Here is a 14,455-nt window from a genome sequence, read left to right on the forward strand (position 1 = left end):
GCTCGTGCTGCTCGGCTCCGTGCCCGCAGCGGCGGCCCTGGACTGGCTGCGGATCGAGCAGCTGTACGTCGTCGCAGTACTGACCGGAGTACTGACTCTGCTGTTCGACACCGCCTCGCAGACGATCATCCCGTCGCTCGTACCACGCGCGGACCTGATGCGGGCGAACAGCGCGGCCCTGAACCTCGCCTCGACGCTAGGGCCCTCCGCAGCCGGTCTGCTGGTCCAAGTACTCACCGCGCCGTTCGCGATCCTCGTCGACGCCGCCTCGTACGTCGTGTCCACGGTGGCGGCGTACCTCATTCGTGAGCCGGCCAGAGCACCGGCGCCGCCGCGGGCCGAAGTGCGGCTCACGGCAGGGCTCCGGGTGCTGTTCGGCGAACGGATGCTCAGACCGCTCGTCACGTCGGCCGCAATTGCGGCCATGGCCGGAGCGATGCTGGGTCCGCTCGTCGTGCTGTTCCTGATCCGTGAGCTGCACAGGTCGCCGACGTTCGTCGGGCTGACCGTCACAGCGTTCGGAGCCGCTGCGGTGGCCGGAACCTTTGTCGCCACCGACTGGTGCAGCCGGCTCGGTCTCGGCCGCTCTTATCTGATCGGTGCATTCCTGGCGTCACTGAACGGCGTCGCCCTGTTCACCGGTTCGACGCCGGTCATCTTTCTCGGTCAGGTGTGCGCCGGACTCGGCATGTCGCTGTTCGGCGTCCCGCAACGGACCCTGCGGCAGGCGATGGCACCACCGCACCTCGTGGGCCAGGTGACTGCCTCCTGGCGCACCCTGGTGATCGGCGGCCAGACCGTCGGCGCGGCCGGCTCCGGCGTACTGGCGACCGCGCTGGGAGTCCGTCCCACGCTGCTGATCGGCACCGCCGGCATGCTCGCCGGTTTCCTGGTCGCGGCGCTCTCCCCGCTGCGCGGATTGCGCGAGCTGCCCGAGGTCGCGCGATCGATGGCGCCGGACTGATAGCGATCCGTGATAGGTCCGCCGGCCCCCGCCGCGTGGAGCCGCAACCGCCTATTGCGATTCATTCACCGGGAATGGAATTGGCAGGACAAGCGCTTACCTAATGGGCGATACTGGAAAGTGCGCCGTTTTCAGGTCGCCAAACCCCGATTTCGCTCCGAAGTAGATGGGAAGTGCGCCCGTCCAGATGCCCTCCGAGCTCCCTGCCCAAGCGCCGTCGATCGCTGCCCCTTCCACCCGTGCCCCCGAACGTAGCCGAAACCTCTGGCGGCTGCGTCCTTATCTGAAGCCACACCGCTGGCGCCTCTCGGTGATGTTCACCACCGCGATGCTCGGCGTCGGTGTCAGCCTTACCGTCCCGCTGGTCACCAGGGCCATCATCGACGGCCCGGTTACCCGCCGGGAGCTGAGCCTGCTGGTCCCGCTGGCGCTGCTCGCGCTCGGCCTCAGCATCTCCGAGGTCATCCTGGTCTGGATGCGCCGCTGGGCGCAGTCGCGGACCGTCAGCGACCTGGAGGCCACGCTCCGGCACGACCTGTACGTCCGGCTGCAGTCGCTGCCGATGGAGTTCCACACCCGCTGGCAGAGCGGCCAGCTGCTCTCCCGCGTCACCACCGACCTGTCCACAATCCGCCGGTTCATGGGCTTCGGCCTGCTGTTCCTGGTGATGAACATCCTGCAGCTGATCGTGGTCACGATCCTGCTGCTGCAGTTGTACTGGCCGCTCGGTCTGGTCGTCCTGGTGGCCGCCGTACCGATCGTGACCGTGTCGCTGAAGTTCGAGAAGAAGTACCTGCGGATCTCCCGCAAGGTGCAGGACCAGCAGGGCGACCTGGCCACCCGGATCGAGGAGTCCGCGCTCGGCTTCCGGGTGATCAAGGCGTTCGGCCGCCGGCCGTACGTGCAGTCGCAGTTCGACGACGAGGCGACCACCCTGTACGACACCGAGGTCGAGAAGGTCCGGCTGGCGAGCCGGTTCTGGAGCTTCCTCGGCGTGATCCCGAACCTGACCCTGGTGATCGTGCTGCTGCTCGGCGCGCTCGCGGTCGGCCGGGAGGCGATCACGCTCGGCACGCTGGTCGCGTTCATCACGCTGATGCTGTCCCTGGTCTGGCCGGTCACCTCGCTGGGCGCGATCCTCGCGATGGCCCAGGAGGCGATGACCGCGGCGGACCGGATCAGCGAGATCCTCGACACCTACTCGGTGATCAAGTCCGGTCCGGACGAGCTCACCGGGTCCCGCGGCCACCTACGCTTCGAGAACGTCGGTTTCCGGTTCTCCGACGACTCGACCGAGGTGCTGCACGACATCAACCTGGACCTGACTCCGGGGACGACCCTCGCACTGGTCGGCGCCACCGGGTCCGGGAAGACCACGCTGACCGCGCTGGTCCCCCGGCTGTACGACGTGACCGCGGGGCGGATCACGATCGACGGGCACGACATCCGCGACCTGTCCCTGGTGTCACTGCGGACGGCGGTCGCGTCCGCGTTCGACGACCCGACGCTGTTCTCCATGAGTGTCCGGGAAAACCTGACGCTCGGCAGGCCCGACGCCTCTGAAGCAGAGGTACAGCAGGCGCTGGAGGTCGCACAGGCGCAGTTCGCCAACGACCTGCCGTGGGGCCTGGAGACCCGGGTCGGCGAGCAGGGCATGTCGCTGTCGGGTGGTCAGCGGCAACGGCTCGCGCTGGCCCGCGCAGTACTCGCCAAGCCCGCGGTACTGGTGCTGGACGACACCCTGTCCGCGCTCGACGTACACACCGAGGCCCTGGTCGAGGAGGCATTGCGGAACGTGCTCTCCGACACCACCGGCATCGTGGTCGCGCACCGTGCTTCCACGGTGATGCTGGCCGACAAGGTCGCTCTCCTGCAGAACGGCACCGTCACGCACGTAGGAACCCATCAGGAACTGCTGGCAACGGTCCCGGCGTACCGGCACCTGCTGGCAGCGGAGGAAGAGGAGGTGCACGCATGACTGTTTCATCGCCGACCCAGCAAACACCTCCTCGGGACAAGGAACGCAACGAGCAGCCGGAGGAGCAGAGCTGGCGCGGTCAGTTCGAGGAGGACCCGGACCGGGAGATCTCCCGAGCCACCACGATCAGGCTGAAGGAGGACTCCCGGAAGCTGCTCGGTGAGCTGCTCCGGCCCTACCAGAAGCTGATCTGGCTGCTGGTGGTGATCGTGATCGTCGAGAACGGCGCCCGGCTCGCGGTCCCGTACCTGGTCCATCTGGGCATCGACAAGGGTATCCCGCCGATCCTGGCCGGCCAGGGCTCGCAGCAGCTGATCACCATCGTCATCGCCGTACTGGCGTCGGCGTTGCTGCAGGCGGGAGCGCGGCAAGTCTTCCTGATGCGCTCCGGGCGGCTCGGCCAGACCATCCTGCTCGGGCTGCGGAAGCGGGTGTTCGACCACTTCCAGCGGCTGAGCCCGGCCTTCCACGACCGGTTCACCTCCGGCAGGGTGATCTCCCGGCTGACCTCCGACGTCCAGGTCATCGACGAGATGCTGGCCAGCGGTTTCGACAGCCTGGTGACCGCCGTACTGACCTTGGTCGGTACGTCGATCATCCTGCTCACGCTGGACCTCAAGCTCGGTCTGCTCGCGCTGCTGTCGTTCCCGGCGCTGCTGGTCCTGACGGCGTGGTTCCGGAAGCGGTCCGCGATCGTCTACCGGCAGACGCGCGAGGCCGTCGTACTCGTGATCGTGCACTTCGTCGAGTCGATGACCGGGATCCGCGCGGTCCAGGCGTTCCGCCGGGAGCCGCGGAACGAGGAGATCTTCCACGGGGTCAACGACCGCTACCGGCGGGCGAACCTCGAGTCCTTCCGGCTGAACGCGGTGTTCATGCCGGCCATCAAGGGCGTCGGCAACATCACGATCGTCGCGATCCTGGCGTACGGCGGCTACCAGGCGTACCACGGGCACGTGACGGTCGGCGTACTGACGGCCTTCCTGCTGTACCTGCGGCAGTTCTTCGAGCCGCTGCAGGACATCACGCAGTTCTACAACACGTTCCTGTCCGCGAGCGCGGCGCTGGAGAAGCTGTCCGGCGTCCTGAACGAGACCCCGGACGTGCCGGAGCCGATCGAGCCGGCCAAGCCCGGCCCGGCGCACGGTCACCTGCAGCTGCAGAACGTCCGGTTCGAGTACGTCGACGGCGTACCGGTGCTGCCTGGTCTCGACCTCGACGTACCCGCGGGCCAGACGCTGGCCCTGGTCGGTACGACGGGGGCCGGCAAGACCACGATCGCCAAGCTGGTGTCGCGGTTCTACGACCCGACCGGCGGCCAGGTGCTGCTCGACGGCGTGGACCTGCGGGACCTGTCCGAGGACGACCTGCGCGAGCGGGTGGTGATGGTGACCCAGGAGAACTTCCTGTTCACCGGCTCGGTGGCCGACAACATCAGGTTCGGCAAGCCGGACGCGACCATGGAGGAGGTCGTCGAGGCCGCCAAGGTGATCGGCGCGCACGACTTCATCACCGCGCTGCCGAACGGCTACGACACCGCGGTCGAGAAGCGCGGGTCGCGGCTCTCGGCCGGTCAGCGGCAGCTGGTCGCGTTCGCCCGGGCCTTCCTGGCGAACCCGGCGGTCCTGATCCTCGACGAGGCGACGTCCAGCCTGGACATCCCGAGCGAGCGGTTGATCCAGCGGGCGCTGAAGACGATCCTGGCCGACCGGACCGCGATCGTGATCGCGCACCGGCTGTCCACGGTCGAGACCGCTGACCGCGTGCTGGTGCTCGAGTACGGGCAGATCATCGAGGACGGTTCACCCGACCACCTGATCACCGTCGACGGCCACTACGCCGGGCTGCACCAGGCCTGGGAAGAGTCCCTGGCCTGACGGAACCTGACGAGGGGGGCGCAGCTGCTTGCTGCGCCCCCTTTCGCATGTCCACGAGCGACGCAGGGTCAGGTCACGAACGGCGGGCGGCGCCGGTGTCGCGGACAACGGTCCAGGCGTCGGCGACCGGGCCGACGTGCCGGAGCTTGTCCGGGTTCACCACCGCGCGGATCGCCTGGATCCGGCCGTCGGCGATGTCCAGCGTCCAGGTGTTCACCACCCGCCCGTCGGCGTCGCGGAAGATCGCGCCCGGCTGCCCGTTCACCTCGTGCGGCTCCACGACACCACCGATCCGCGTGAACGGCTCGGACAACCCCGCCAGCATCCGCGCCACGTTCACCGCGCCGGCGATCAGCCCGCGGCCCCACTGCGGTGCCTTACCGCCGGCGTCCCCGACCAGCTGTACGTCGGCCGCCAGGAACTCCAGCAACGTACCGACGTCACCGTCCTTGAACGCGTCGAAGAACCGTACGGCGAGCTCGTCCCGCTCCCGCCGATCGGCCGCGAACCGGGGCCGTCCCGACTCCATGTGCCGCCGGGCCCGAACCACCAACTGCCGGCACGCCGCCTCCGACCGCCCCACGGCCGCCGCCACCTCCGCGAAGCCGAACCCGAACACCTCCCGCAGTACGAACGCCGCCCGCTCCAGCGGAGACAGCCGTTCCAGCAGGAGCAGCGCAGCCATCGACACCGAGTCCGCCAGCTCGGCCGCGCGCTCCGGGTCCTCGTACGGGTCGGACAGCAGCGGCTCGGGGAACCACGGGCCGACGTACTCCTCCCGCCGGCGACGGGCGGAACGCAGTACGTCCACAGAGATGCGTGCGACGACCGCAGACAGGAAGGCCTTCGTGGAGACCGGTTCTGTCGGCGTAGGGGCGTACCGGAGCCACGTGTCCTGTACTGCGTCCTCTGCCTCGCTGACGCTGCCCAAGATCCGGTAGGCGATCGAGAACAGCAGCGGCCGCAGCTCCTCGAACTGCTCGTCCTTGGAGAGCATCAGCTCAGCTCAGCCTTGAAGCCCTGACGCCAGGACGGGTACTGGAGCTTCCAGCCGAGCTCCCGCTTCGCCTTGGCGTTGGAGAAGCCACGGCCCTCGGTCATCATCACCACTGCCTGGTCTCCCGCCAGCGGGCGCGCGAGCCACGCCGGGATGCGCATGGGTGGCTTGGCACCGGCGCACTTCGCCAGGTACGGCAGCCAGTCGCTGGCCGGAGCAGGGTCGTCATCCACGATGTTGAACACGCCCGTGACCTTCTGCTCGACAGCCAGCACCGTAGCGCTCGCAGCGTCGTCCAGGTGCACCCAAGAACTGTAGCCAGTCCCACGGCCGACCAGCGGGTACTGGCGTTTGCGTACGAGCTCGACCTGGTCGTCAATCGCACCCGGGCCGTAGAACGCGCCGTACCGCATCACAGCGCCACCGATCTTCAGTACGAGGTCCTCGATCCGGCTGAGTGCTTTGAGGCCCACGTTGGCTGCTGTGCCTTCCAGGAGGTCCAGCGGGTCCTCCTCGGTCTTGATCCACCCGCCCTGGCGGATGCCGTTCCAGCTGGCGTAGCCCTGCGCAACGAAGTGCGGCACGCCCACTGCCTCCGCTGCGGCCAAGAGATGGTCTGTGCCTTCAGTGCGCAGCCGGTTGGTCTTGGCGAACCAGCGGTCCGGGTGCTTGATGTCCGGCTTACCCGCGTGCGTCATCGAGATCGCCGTCATCTGGTGCACGATCACATCCGGCTTCGCCAACGCCACGGCCTCACCGACAGCGGCAGCGTCCAGCCCGTCCATCACAACGCCCTCAGCACCAGCAGCCGTCAACTGCTCCACCTTGGCCGCGCTGGTCGTGGTCGCTGTCACCTCATGTCCCCGCGCCACCAACTGCGGCACCAGCCGCCGTCCCAATACTCCGCTGCCGCCGGCAACAAACACCCGCATCATCACCACTCCTCGTGTTTATCCCCGAGACGAGACAGCCCCGGGTCCTGTGACATGAAGTTGTCCGAGGGCCTCGGTAGCTTGGTCGCATGCTGACGACGCTGGCGGTGGAGAACTATCGGTCGCTCCGGCGGATCGTCATGCCCTTGGGCGGGCTGAACGTGGTGACCGGCGCGAACGGGACCGGGAAGTCGAGCCTGTACAAGGCGTTGCGGCTGCTCGCCGACGCCTCGCGGAACGGCGCGGTGGCGGCGCTGGCGCGCGAGGGCGGGCTGCAGTCGACGCTGTGGGCGGGGCCGGAGCACGTGCGGAAGGACCGGCCCACGCAGGGGACGCGGCGGACCGGGCCGGTGACGTTGCGGATGGGGTTCGCGGGGGACGACTACGGCTACCTGATGGACCTGGGGCTGCCGATCGCGCACGGGTCGCAGTTCGACCTGGATCCTGAGATCAAGCGGGAGGCCCTGTGGGCGGGGCCGTTCCTGCGTCCGGCGGCGCTGCTGGTCGAGCGCGGCAACAGCGAGGTGCGGATCCGTTCCGCGAGTGGTGAGTGGCAGCGCGCGGGGCACAAGCTGCAGACGTTCGACAGCATGCTCAGCGAGTTCGCGGACCCCGAGCGCGCGCCGGAGCTGATGCTGGTCCGGGAAAGACTCCGGGGCTGGCGGTTCTACGACCACTTCCGGACCGACGCGACGGCCCCGGCCCGGCTGGTGCAGGTCGGTACGCGTACCGCCGTACTCGCCCCGGACGGAGCCGATGTCGCCGCCGCGCTGCAGACCATCCGTGAGCTAGGCCCGCGCGGCGCCCTGGACGAGGCGATCGAGCTGGCGTTCCCGAGCAGCCGCGTCGAGATCGTCAACTCTGCGGGCCGATTCGAGATCGCCTTCCATCAGCACGGACTGCTCCGCCCGCTCTCGGGCGCGGAGCTCTCCGACGGGACTCTGAGGTACCTGCTGTGGGTCGCCGCCCTGCTGACCCCACGACCGCCCGAGCTCCTGGTCCTCAATGAACCGGAGACCAGCCTGCACCCGGACCTGCTGCCGGCCCTGGCCAACCTGGTCGTCACCGCCGCCAAGGAGACCCAGGTGATCGTGGTGTCGCACTCCCGCCCGTTCATCAGCGCCCTCGAAGCCCTCTCCCCCGACCTCCAGACCATCGAACTGATCAAGGAGCGCGGCGCCACCACCATCACCGGCCAAGGGCCGCTCGACGAGCCGCCGTGGAAGTGGCCCAGCCGATAAGGCGTGCCCTCAGTGCTTGACGCTCTCGAAGCGGACTAGGATGACGGATCCCGTGGCCGAGAGCAGGAAGCCCAAGATGGCGGCCGGCCACCAGCCCGCGCGTACGGCGTCGTTCAGGACGAACACGCCGACCGCCGCCGGGGTGATGGTCTGCAGCGCGATCATCGGCGTGGTCGCGAGCGTCACCGATCCGCGTTGCAGCGCGAGCGAGTACAGGATGAACGCGAGCGCCCCGCTGATCGGCAGCGTGTACAGCGTCGGGCTGTGGAACAGCTCCGCCGGCGACCCGTCCTTGAGCAACCGCGCCGAGATCGCGACCCCGGCGTACCCGAGGCCGGCCAGCAGGCCGAGCAGCGCGGTCGAGGCGCCGTGCTGCGAGCGACTGGCGACACCACCGAGTACGGCGATGGTCACGAGCCCTACGACGATGCCGATCGTGAGGGCGTGGTGCTGCGCGGCGGCGCCCGCATCGCCGGCCGCCACCGCGAGCAGGCCGAGGCCGACGACGACGCCGAACACCGCGGACCACTCGAGCGCGCTCAGCCGGTCCGACATCAGCCGGGTGGCAAGCAGCGCGGTGACGACGAGGCTGACCGCGATCCCCGCCTGGGCGAGGTACAGCGGCAGCAGCCGGAGCGCGACGAAGTGCAGCCCGAAGCCGGCCAGGTTCAGCGCGAGCGCGCCGAGGAACGCGGGCTGCTTGAGCAGCTTGAGCACGAACCCGCCGAGCCGCCGCGGATCCAGCTCCGACTCGGTCGGCACCTTCCGCGAACCGACGGCCTGCAGGATCGCTCCGACACCGAACAGCACCGCGGCGCCAATCGCCGCGCCAAGACCGAGGAGCACTACGCTACGACCCTACGGCGCCAGGTCAGGTACAGGCTGAGGCCGGCGTAATACACCAGGTAGGCCAGCGAGATCACGACCACGACCGTGTTCGGGTGCGGCATCTGGGCCAGGAGTACGGCGTACGACGCGAGCCAGATCGCGGTGGTCAGCAGGTTCAGCGAGCGGAACGCCTTGGTGCGCGACGGGTACACGTACTTCACCGGGATAAACACCAGCACCGAGAACACCACGAGCAGTACGCCGGTGGCGGCCGGGCTGAGGCCGAGCACGATGATGTAGAACGCGACCACGTTCCAGTAGCTGGGGAAGCCGAGGAAGAAGTGGTCCTCGGTCTTCGCGTCGACCCGGCAGAACTGGTAGCTGGACGCGAGCAGCGGCAGCGCGCCGAGCACCGCGCCCCAGGTGCCGGCAGGCAGGTACCCGCCGGTCCAGAGCAGCACGATCGGCGCGAAGGCGTACGTCAGGTAGTCGACGATGTTGTCGAGCATCGCGCCGTCGAACCACGGGATCGTCTCCTTCACCCGCAACCGGCGGGCGAGCATCCCGTCGGTACCGTCGATCACCAGGGCCGCGAGCCCGAGCCAGAGCGCCCGGACGGCATCGCCGTCGATGGCGGCGATCACGATCAGCAGCGCGAGCACCGTTCCGCTCGCGGTATAGGCATGCAGTGCAAGTCCGGCCAGACGCAACCGCGTCGACCCGACGAACGGTTCCCGCACCGCGTCGTGTGTGGTCGTGACAACTCCCAGAACTCAGCCGGCGCAAGGCGCCGGACCGGGTCAAGGTCAACCCGGCCGTCGCCAGCGTCTCACAAGCCTGGTTCCGCCCCGGTCACCGACCGTCAGGTGGGGCGGATCTTTGCAAGGTCTTAGTTGACGCGCTCGAGCAGGAAGACCGGAATCTTGCGCGAGGTCTTGGTCTGGTAGTCGGCGTACGGCGGGTAGGCCGCGACGCCGCGCTGCCACCACTCGTCGTACTCCGGGCCGTCGATCTCGCGGGCAACGTACTCGCCGGTGATGTCGCCGTCCTGGAGCGTGACCTTCGGGTCGGCCTTCAGGTTGTTGTACCAGACCGGGTTCTTCGGGGCGCCGCCGAGCGAGGCGAACGCGGCGTACACGCCGTCGTGCTCGACGCGCATCACCGGCACCTTGCGGATCTTGCCGGACTTGGCGCCGCGCATCGTCATCAGCACCACCTTCATGCCCTGGATGCTGACCGCGTCGGTGGTCCCGGCCTCGGTGACCGCGTCGACCTGGTCGCGGACCCAGCCCGCGGTGCTCGGCACGTACTCGTCGTCATGCTTCGATGTCATGTCACCAATCCTAGGCGCAACTCCCGCTCAGGGCGCGCAGGACCGCAACTGGGTGGCGGTGGCGATGGTGGCCTCGACCCAGCGGCGGCGCAGGAAGTGCGCCTTCAGCAGCCGGTGCATGCCGTCCAGGACGACCAGCCGACCGCGATAAGCGACCAGGTTGATCGGGAAGTCGAGGTCCGCGTCCATCACCCGCTGGTAGTGCGCCCGGAAGTTCATCGGGGTTTCCGCGACCTGATGCGGGGTCACCTTGAAGCGCTCCCCCTCGAGCTGCCACAGCGGCAGGTCGAACATCCAGACCAGGTCCGCGATCTCGACCGGCTCGACCTTCAGGTCGAGCTCCCACAGCTTCGCGAGCTGCCAGTGGTACGGCGGGAACACCTCGCGCAACGCGTCCGGCATCATCGCGACCAGCTCGTCGAACGAGACGTCCGGCGCGGCCCGATCCGCGCCGAAGGTGTCGCCCAGCCCATCGATCGTCACGACGGAGCAGGCTACGCCATCGGCAGGGCGACGACGACCACGTTGCCGAGGTACACCTGCCCGTTCCAGTCCTCACACGTGACGAGCACCAGCCGCCCGCGAACACCCTGGTCGAACACCTGCGCGGCCCGCTTCGCCAGCGTGGCCTTCCGGTACGTCGTCACCGTCGCGACCCGGTACTGCAGCCGGCCGCGAACCGTCGCCACCTGCACCACCGAACCCGGCACGAGCTTGCCGAGATCGTCGAAGGCGCCGCCGCCGGTGTGCACGGTATGACCGGTGATGACGGCCGATCCACGTTTCGCGCCGGGCTGCGCGCCGCCGGACCACCAGCCGACCGTCGTCGGGTCGGACGGCGGGGTCAGCGCGGCCTCGACCGCCTTGATCGAGACGACCGGCGCGGTCACGTCCAGTTGCGGGATGGTGATCCCGGTCGGGCGGCCGGGGCGGCCCGGCACCGCCACCGGCGTCCGGGCGGTCGGCCGGACCGGTTGCGGGATCGACCTCTTCGTTGGTGCCCCCGATGAAACAGTGGCGGAGGGAGACGGCTGGGTCGCGGCACCGGCGTGGTCGTTGCCGCCGAACTGCAGGTAGGCGCCGGCGGCAAGCACCACCGCGCCGACCACCGCGACCACCCCGCTCCACCGCAGTGGAGCGGGACGGCCGCGTCGACGAGGAGGAGTCACGTCAGGTCCTTCAGTGGCTGTGCTTCCCACGGCGCCGCAGGGCGACGAATCCACCACCGGCGAGCATCGCACCGCCGGCGGCGAGCAGCAGACCGCCCACCAGCCCGAACGGACCGTTGCCACCGGCAAGCGAATTGCCGGCCGATCCGCCGAAGCCCGCGTCGACCTCGGTCGGTACGCCGCCGGTCGGGGTCTCGGACGGCCCACCCGCGGCCGGCACCGACGTACTGCTGGTCGGTGTGCCCGACGTACCGGGCGATGCCGGCGTGGTCGCCGGAGGCGTGCCCGTGGTCGCCGGCGGCGCAGTGGTTGCCGGAGGCGTGTCAGTGGTCGCCGGAGGCGTGCCCGTCGTTGCCGGCGGGGTATCCGTGGTCGCCGGCGGGGTGTCCGTCGTCGCGGGCGGTGTGTCCGTGGTGGCCGGAGGCGTGTCGGTCGTCACCGGCGGCGTGTCCGTGGAGGTGGGCGGAGTGGTGGGCGGCGGAGTGGTGGTGGGCGGGGCGTCGCAGCCCTGCACCCAGAACACCTTGTGCTTCTTGTCCGCGCCGATCGAGCCCGGGGCGTTCACCGTGAGCTTCACGTGGTAGCCCTGCTGCGGCTGCGGCTGGCCGGTGAACTTGAGCGTGTAGACCTCGCGTGCGTCCAGGTCGTTGCCGCCGCCGGCCGGGTCGCCGCCGATGAACGGATGCAGGTTGCCGGAGACGACCTGCAGGCCGCCGTCCTTGGTCGGCGCCTGGTCCTCGAACGTGACAGTGGCGTAGTAGTCGCCCTTGTCGTAGTTGTAGAACTCGACGCTGAACGTGCAGCCCTGGTGCGGGTTGTTGTCCGGCGGGCCGCTCTGGATGTCGGCGTCCTCGATCTTCACGGTGCCGTTGTTGCCCGGCGGGTTGTGGCCGTTGGTGGTCTGGTCGGCGTTGGCCTGCGGCGCGACGAGCAGGGCCGCAGTACCGAGTAAAAGTGAGAGCGCTCCGGCGCCGGCGAAGATGCCGGCGAACCGGGAGCGAACACCCGTGTGGGTCATGTCCGTCCTCGAACAAAAGCAGGGGAAAGAAGTTCAGGAGAAGTATTTCGGTTTCGTTACAGCAGTCAAGCTCGTTCGGTAACGATTGACCCCTCGGATCGTGCGGTCGTCCGGAAGGGGCCTCAGGCATGGGCCATGCGGTGGATGATCACGATCGCCGAGTCGTCCCCCGGCCCGCCGGCGGTCGCGACCAGTTCCTGTGCCGCGCCGAGGAATCCCTGTGCCACCAGGCGTTCGGCGTGCCCGGCGAGGCGGTCGGTGCCGCGGCCGATGTCGCGGCGCGGCGTCTCCACCATGCCGTCGCTGTACAGGAACAGCGCGTCGCCCAGCTTCAGCTGCCCGTGGTTCACCTTGAACTCCGGCGCCTCGACCAGCCCGAGCAGCGGCCCGTCGGCGTCCCGGGTCTGCCACCGCCCGGACCAGGCGTCGAACTGGATCGCCGGCGGATGCCCGGCCGTCCGTACGTCGAACTCGCCGGTCGCGAGGTCCATCGCGACGTGCACCACGGTGGCGAAGTCGTCGTCCCAGTCCTGCCGGCGCAGGTACCTGTTGGCGGACGGCAGGAACTCCTCCTCCGGTACGACGCCCAGCAGGCCGCCGAACGCACCGGACAGCAGCAGCGCCCGGGTCCCCGCGTCGATTCCCTTGCCGGAGACATCGACCAGCGCGACCTCGAGCACCTCCTCGTGCACCGTCGACACCACGAAGTCGCCGGAGAACGTCGACCCGCCCGCGGACTGGATCGCCACCTCGACCCGCCAGCCGGGCGGCAGTTTCGGCATCTCCCCCTGCGCGGTGAGCGTGTCCCGCAGCTCCATCAGCATCGACTCGCCGCGGGTACCGGGCACGCCGAGCCGGCTGCGCACCTTGGCGCTGGTGATCATGATCCAGCCGACCACCAGCAGCACCAGGACGAAGCCGATCCGTGGCAGCGTCACGCCGCGGGACAGCTCGACGTACGCGCCGAAGACCGCGGTGATCGCGGACAGCGCGACCAGTTCGCGGAACTGCAGCAGCACGCCGCCGACCACCAGCGGCACGATCAGGAAGGTCGCCGGGGTCAGGTCCGGCCGGGCGAGGCCGGCGATCGCGATCACCAACTGCAGCAGCATCAGCGCGACGAACGCGACCCGGTGCGAGCGGCGGGCACGACGGCCCAGCGCCTCGACCCGGCGGCCGATGCGTCGTACCGGTGCAAGACCGCCGCTGTTTCTCATGGTGTGAAGAAGATAACGGTACCGGTCGGTCCGCGCATCAATTCGCAACACAACTGAAGGGAGTCAGCTCTTGCGAGTGAGGCCGGTTCGCTGGCATTTGGGACACCAGAACAAGTTACGGCCCGCAAGGAGCTTCGTGCGAATCACCGACTGACACACGTGGCATCGTTGCCCCTGGCGCCGGTACACGTAGACCTCGCCGCCGTGGTCGTCCCGTCGCGGGTCGCGACCCATCGCCTCCGGAGTGTGGTCGTCGGCGACGGTGTCGATCCGGCCGGTCTCCACGCCGTACTTCATCAGCTCGAGCAGGTCCTCCCACATCCCCTGCCACTCGCGCTTCTTCACCACGTTGCCGGGCGTCATCGGGTTCAGCTTGGCCCGGAACAGCACCTCGGCGCGGTACACGTTACCGACCCCGCTGAGCACGTCCTGGTTCATCAGCAACTGCCCGATCGGCAGCTTGCTGCGGTGGATCCGTTTCCAGGCCGCCTCCGGGTCGGCGTCGTCGCGCAGCGGGTCCGGGCCGAGCCGGCCGAGCAGCTTGTCGCGCTCCTCGTCGGTGATCACCTCGCAGACGGTCGCGCCGCGCAGATCGGCGTACGACGTGGCGTTCTGCAGCCGGAGCCGGACCGCGCCGACCGGCTCGGGCACCGGCGCCGGCCTGATGTCCATCTTGCCGATCAGCCCGAGGTGGATGTGCAGCCAGCCGCCACCCTCGAAGTCGGCCAGGAAGTGCTTGCCGTGAGCCTCGGTCTGCCGCAACACGTGCCCGTCGAGCAACGCGGCCCCCTCGGCGAACCGCCCCTGCGGGCTCGACGCCCGGACCACACGACCACCGAACGCATCCCAGACATCGTTCGCCAACCGATGCAGCGTATGACCTTCAGGCATGATTCCTCAT

General features: G+C 69.0%; 14 protein-coding genes. 4 read left to right on the plus strand and 10 right to left on the minus strand.

Annotation, left to right across the window (positions count from 1 at the left end; all coding sequences use genetic code 11):
* From VFF46_RS27035 to VFF46_RS27045, 3 genes are all read left to right on the plus strand, one after another.
* Positions 1-964: MFS transporter (locus VFF46_RS27035; RefSeq protein ID WP_325040036.1), on the plus strand; the 964-nt coding region annotated here is incomplete at its 5' end.
* Positions 965-1,277: 313 nt separating this feature from the next.
* Positions 1,278-2,942 (plus strand): ABC transporter ATP-binding protein, encoded by a 1,665-nt coding sequence (locus tag VFF46_RS27040; RefSeq protein WP_325040037.1) that lies wholly within the window; start codon positions 1,278-1,280, stop codon positions 2,940-2,942.
* Positions 2,939-4,819: an ABC transporter ATP-binding protein gene (locus VFF46_RS27045; RefSeq protein WP_325040038.1), complete on the plus strand. Its 1,881-nt coding sequence runs from the start codon at positions 2,939-2,941 to the stop codon at positions 4,817-4,819. Before VFF46_RS27040 ends, VFF46_RS27045 begins: the two co-directional genes overlap by 4 nt.
* 73 nt (positions 4,820-4,892) lie before the next feature.
* On the opposite strand, the gene VFF46_RS27050 is transcribed toward VFF46_RS27045, so the two are convergent.
* Positions 4,893-5,816, minus strand: a complete 924-nt coding sequence (locus VFF46_RS27050) for an RNA polymerase sigma-70 factor (protein ID WP_325040039.1) — start codon at positions 5,814-5,816, stop codon at positions 4,893-4,895.
* Positions 5,816-6,751, minus strand: a complete 936-nt coding sequence (locus VFF46_RS27055) for an NAD(P)-dependent oxidoreductase (RefSeq protein ID WP_325040040.1) — start codon at positions 6,749-6,751, stop codon at positions 5,816-5,818. Before VFF46_RS27055 ends, VFF46_RS27050 begins: the two co-directional genes overlap by 1 nt.
* Before the next feature lie 86 nt (positions 6,752-6,837).
* Here VFF46_RS27055 and VFF46_RS27060 point away from each other — a divergent pair, with 86 nt between their 5' ends.
* Positions 6,838-7,989, plus strand: coding sequence for an AAA family ATPase (locus VFF46_RS27060; protein WP_325040041.1), 1,152 nt, complete (start codon positions 6,838-6,840; stop codon positions 7,987-7,989).
* 9 nt (positions 7,990-7,998) lie between these two features.
* On the opposite strand, the gene VFF46_RS27065 is transcribed toward VFF46_RS27060, so the two are convergent.
* The 8 genes from VFF46_RS27065 to VFF46_RS27100 all read right to left on the minus strand — a co-directional run bounded on the left by VFF46_RS27065 (position 7,999) and on the right by VFF46_RS27100 (position 14,445).
* On the minus strand, positions 7,999-8,835 hold the full coding sequence (locus VFF46_RS27065) for a hypothetical protein (RefSeq protein ID WP_325040042.1): 837 nt from the start codon (positions 8,833-8,835) through the stop codon (positions 7,999-8,001).
* Positions 8,835-9,557 carry a CDP-alcohol phosphatidyltransferase family protein gene (locus VFF46_RS27070; protein ID WP_325040043.1) on the minus strand — a complete coding sequence of 241 codons (723 nt, stop codon included), beginning with the start codon at positions 9,555-9,557 and terminating at the stop codon, positions 8,835-8,837. The genes VFF46_RS27065 and VFF46_RS27070 overlap by 1 nt, the downstream gene beginning before the upstream one ends.
* A 149-nt stretch (positions 9,558-9,706) precedes the next feature.
* Complete coding sequence (locus tag VFF46_RS27075) at positions 9,707-10,150, minus strand: nitroreductase family deazaflavin-dependent oxidoreductase (protein ID WP_325040044.1); 444 nt, start codon at positions 10,148-10,150, stop codon at positions 9,707-9,709.
* Between the two features lie 27 nt (positions 10,151-10,177).
* Positions 10,178-10,633 (minus strand): hypothetical protein, encoded by a 456-nt coding sequence (locus VFF46_RS27080; protein WP_325040045.1) that lies wholly within the window; start codon positions 10,631-10,633, stop codon positions 10,178-10,180.
* An 11-nt stretch (positions 10,634-10,644) separates the two neighbouring features.
* A complete protein-coding gene (locus VFF46_RS27085; RefSeq protein ID WP_325040046.1) occupies positions 10,645-11,319 on the minus strand; it encodes a class F sortase in 675 nt (224 codons plus the stop codon).
* 10 nt (positions 11,320-11,329) lie between these two features.
* Positions 11,330-12,337 carry a hypothetical protein gene (locus tag VFF46_RS27090; protein ID WP_325040047.1) on the minus strand — a complete coding sequence of 336 codons (1,008 nt, stop codon included), beginning with the start codon at positions 12,335-12,337 and terminating at the stop codon, positions 11,330-11,332.
* Positions 12,338-12,459: 122 nt separating this feature from the next.
* Positions 12,460-13,554 (minus strand): PP2C family protein-serine/threonine phosphatase, encoded by a 1,095-nt coding sequence (locus VFF46_RS27095; protein ID WP_325040048.1) that lies wholly within the window; start codon positions 13,552-13,554, stop codon positions 12,460-12,462.
* Between the two features lie 63 nt (positions 13,555-13,617).
* Positions 13,618-14,445 (minus strand): Fpg/Nei family DNA glycosylase, encoded by an 828-nt coding sequence (locus tag VFF46_RS27100; protein WP_325040049.1) that lies wholly within the window; start codon positions 14,443-14,445, stop codon positions 13,618-13,620.
* Between the last annotated feature and the right edge of the window lie 10 nt (positions 14,446-14,455).

Origin of the sequence: Kribbella sp. (genome assembly GCF_035655035.1) — a bacterium.
Classification (GTDB): domain Bacteria; phylum Actinomycetota; class Actinomycetes; order Propionibacteriales; family Kribbellaceae; genus Kribbella.

Bases quoted from the DNA above. Each gene is read 5' to 3' on its own strand.
- VFF46_RS27040 (WP_325040037.1), top strand. From the start codon at position 1,278: ATGTTCACCACCGCGATGCTCGGCGTCGGTGTCAGCCTTACCGTCCCG.
- VFF46_RS27045 (WP_325040038.1), top strand. From the start codon at position 2,939: ATGACTGTTTCATCGCCGACCCAGCAAACACCTCCTCGGGACAAGGAA.
- VFF46_RS27050 (WP_325040039.1), bottom strand. From the start codon at position 5,816: ATGCTCTCCAAGGACGAGCAGTTCGAGGAGCTGCGGCCGCTGCTGTTC.
- VFF46_RS27055 (WP_325040040.1), bottom strand. From the start codon at position 6,751: ATGATGCGGGTGTTTGTTGCCGGCGGCAGCGGAGTATTGGGACGGCGG.
- VFF46_RS27060 (WP_325040041.1), top strand. From the start codon at position 6,838: ATGCTGACGACGCTGGCGGTGGAGAACTATCGGTCGCTCCGGCGGATC.
- VFF46_RS27075 (WP_325040044.1), bottom strand. From the start codon at position 10,150: ATGACATCGAAGCATGACGACGAGTACGTGCCGAGCACCGCGGGCTGG.
- VFF46_RS27090 (WP_325040047.1), bottom strand. From the start codon at position 12,337: ATGACCCACACGGGTGTTCGCTCCCGGTTCGCCGGCATCTTCGCCGGC.
- VFF46_RS27095 (WP_325040048.1), bottom strand. From the start codon at position 13,554: ATGAGAAACAGCGGCGGTCTTGCACCGGTACGACGCATCGGCCGCCGG.
- VFF46_RS27100 (WP_325040049.1), bottom strand. From the start codon at position 14,445: ATGCCTGAAGGTCATACGCTGCATCGGTTGGCGAACGATGTCTGGGAT.